The sequence below is a fragment of the Methylosinus sp. R-45379 genome (assembly GCF_001644125.1).
Classification (GTDB): domain Bacteria; phylum Pseudomonadota; class Alphaproteobacteria; order Rhizobiales; family Beijerinckiaceae; genus Methylosinus.
In genome coordinates this window covers 1-2,734 of the sequence record NZ_LUUM01000098.1, presented here as the reverse complement: position 1 = coordinate 2,734, position 2,734 = coordinate 1, and the positions used below count along the sequence as shown (strand labels likewise).

The window sequence follows — 2,734 nt, the reverse complement described above, 5'->3', positions numbered from 1 at the left end:
AAATTCATCATCACGCTGGACCATGCGTAAATCAGCAGCATAGCCCACAGCCAGAGCCCCCCCGCTCTGTGGAAATCGAAATTGACACGGTAGAGCGAGCCGCTCCATTTCACGAGCCATGCCGGTTTCCATCGAGGGAAAAAACTCTTGCGAGAGCGTCCGCGTGCGCGCGGCAATGTGAGCGCGAAGGCGACGAAGCAGTCGATCGTCCAAACGAGTGCGACAACACCGAGAATCCACCCACCCGGATCGTCGAGAGCGAGCGCATAATGAAGCTTGTAGACGAAGGGCATGACCTCTGCGCGGCGCGTCGGGAATACGCCGAATTTCAGTCGGCCCAATTCGACGCCTGTCACCGTGTCGAGATAGATCTGGTCGAAAGCGAGTGGAGGCGCCCCTTCGAGCGCCTCCATCGTCACCCAGGCTGTGCCTATGTAACCGAGGTAGACCTGCGTTGCTCGCGCCTGTGGCGCGAGCGCTTCGGCGCGACGCGCCAGAATGGCGGCGTCCAACTCTATCCCGGCGTGGGGGCCGGGATAGAGATCGGGCGTGATCCAGTGGTTGATTTCGTTCCAGAACGCCAGAAGGCTTCCGGTTAGACCCACGACGATCAGAAATCCCGCGATGGCGACTCCGGCCCAGCGATGCAGCCGAACGAGCGCTGCGCGGATCATTTCAATACTCGACCTTGAGAGAGCCGATGACCTGAAAGCGTTCGCCGGGGAAGATCGAAAGACGCGGGTCGAAATTGGTGAACTGATCGGCGCCCTGATAGTATCTGGTGTCGGTCAGATTCTTGAAATTGAGCTGGGCATTCCAGTTTGTTCCTTCGTATTTCCATTTATAGCCGACCATCGCATCGAGGACGGCGTAGGCGGGAAGCTGAAACGTGTTCTGGTTGTCGCCCTGGCGGATGTCGACATAGCGGACGCCGAGGCCGAAGCTCGCGCCTTCCTTGGACGCGTAGCCGTTCCAGTCGTATTTCGCCCAGATCGAACCGGAATTGCGCGGCACATTCGGCCACCACCGCCCGGAGACATCGACATAAGTCCCGAGATCAGAACTGTAATCGGAGAGCTTCAGTATCTTTGTCCGTGTATGCGCATAATTGCCGATCACGCTGAGATGATCGTCGATGCGGCCGGAGATGTCGAGCTCGATCCCTCGACTGCGCACATTTCCGGTGATCGAGGTGTTGAGCGTGCTGAGGTCCGCCGTCGCAATGTTCGTCTTGGTGAGCTGATAGAAGGCGAGCGTCGCCGTCAGCCTATCGTCGAAGAATTTTCCTTTGAGTCCTCCCTCCCACTGCTCGGAAATTTGTGGGCGGAGAGGTTGTCCGTTGGCGTCCTTGCCGTTGTTGACTCCGAAAGAGTTCGACCAGTCTCCGAACGCCGCGAGCCACGGCGTCGCCTCGAATAGAACGCCCGCGCGCGGGCTGAATCCATGCTCGCCGTATTTTGGAACATTGACCTGCTCCATCGTGGTCGGGGGATTTCCAAAAAAATCCGAATAGCCGTAGCCATGCACGGCGTAGTCCCACCGCCCGCCGCCGATGATATGGAGCCTGTCGAACAGCGTGATATGATCCTGCGCATAGAAGCCGGAATTTTGTTGCTTGAGCCGGCCTGGCTGGCAGCCGCTGACTTGGGCGCACCAGGAGTCGAGGTTCGCTTGGGTGAATTTCCAGGACGGAACGCCGCGCCAGGGCGCCCATACATTGACGTCGAGGTCCGGGTCGGCGACATATCCGCCGCCATAAGTCCGGTACTCGCCCGTGACCTTATTGAAGTCGTAACCCAGAAGAACCTCGTGCCCGACGCCGAATGTGTCGAACTTGCCGATCACGTCGGCGTTCCACGCCCAGTCGCGCTCGTGGTAGTGCTGCGCGAAGACATTGCGGTGCAAGACTCCGGTCGCGGGATCGAAGGCGGAAGAATAGGCGAAGCCGTCGACGGGGACGAGATTGATGTCATCGTCCTTGTAATTGCGGGCGAGAAAGCGACCATTGAATGTCCATGACATGTCTGCGTTCTCGTATATTTTGTGCTTGACGCTGACGCCGTTGAAAAGCGTCAGGAAATTGCTGTAGGGCAGGTTCGGATCCTGCAGGTTCCGCGTGGTGGGGATCTGGATCGGCCGATTTCCCAACGCAATGACGCCGGACTCCTGCTTGAAGCGCTGCTTGGAGACCTCGACCTCATAAGTGATTTCGGTCTGCTCGAATGGTCGCCACGTCACCGCGCCCGCGAAGTCGAAGCCATCCCCAGAGACGAAGTCTCTGGAGGTCGAATCATAGCTCTGGAACGCCCCCGTGAAACGGTAGAGCAGCGTCTTATCGTCATTCAGCGGGCCTGTGGCGTCGACGAGCGTTCGATACAGCGCCGACGAGCCGATCTGCTGCTCGACCGAATAGTGCGGCGTAGCCGACGGCTTCTTGGTGTTGAGCGAGATCATGCCGCCAGGATCGCCCTTGCCATAGAGCATGGCGGCTGGACCCTTGAGCACTTCGATGCTCTCGACATTGGAGGGGTCCAAAGGCCCGAGCGCCAGGAAGACGAATGCGCCTGGGCCGGCGCGCAGCTCATTGCGGAATATCGAAAAGGTACGGAATCCACGAATATTGTAGACCGCATTCCCGCCGAGCGCCGGCTCGAACCAGACGCCGCTGACGTTCTGGAGCGCCTCTCGGACGGAGTTCTCCTTGCGATCGTCGATGACGGCGCGGGGCACGACC

Annotated in this window: 2 protein-coding genes; both read right to left on the bottom strand. The window is 59.2% G+C overall.

From position 1 onward, the window contains the following. Window positions 1-674 (bottom strand): PepSY domain-containing protein (locus tag A1351_RS04905; protein ID WP_198162224.1); only part of this gene is annotated, 674 nt, incomplete at its 3' end. A gap of 1 nt (window position 675) precedes the next feature. Further along, the coding region (locus tag A1351_RS04900; RefSeq protein ID WP_064032381.1) for a TonB-dependent siderophore receptor at window positions 676-2,734 on the bottom strand (2,059 nt) is incomplete at its 5' end.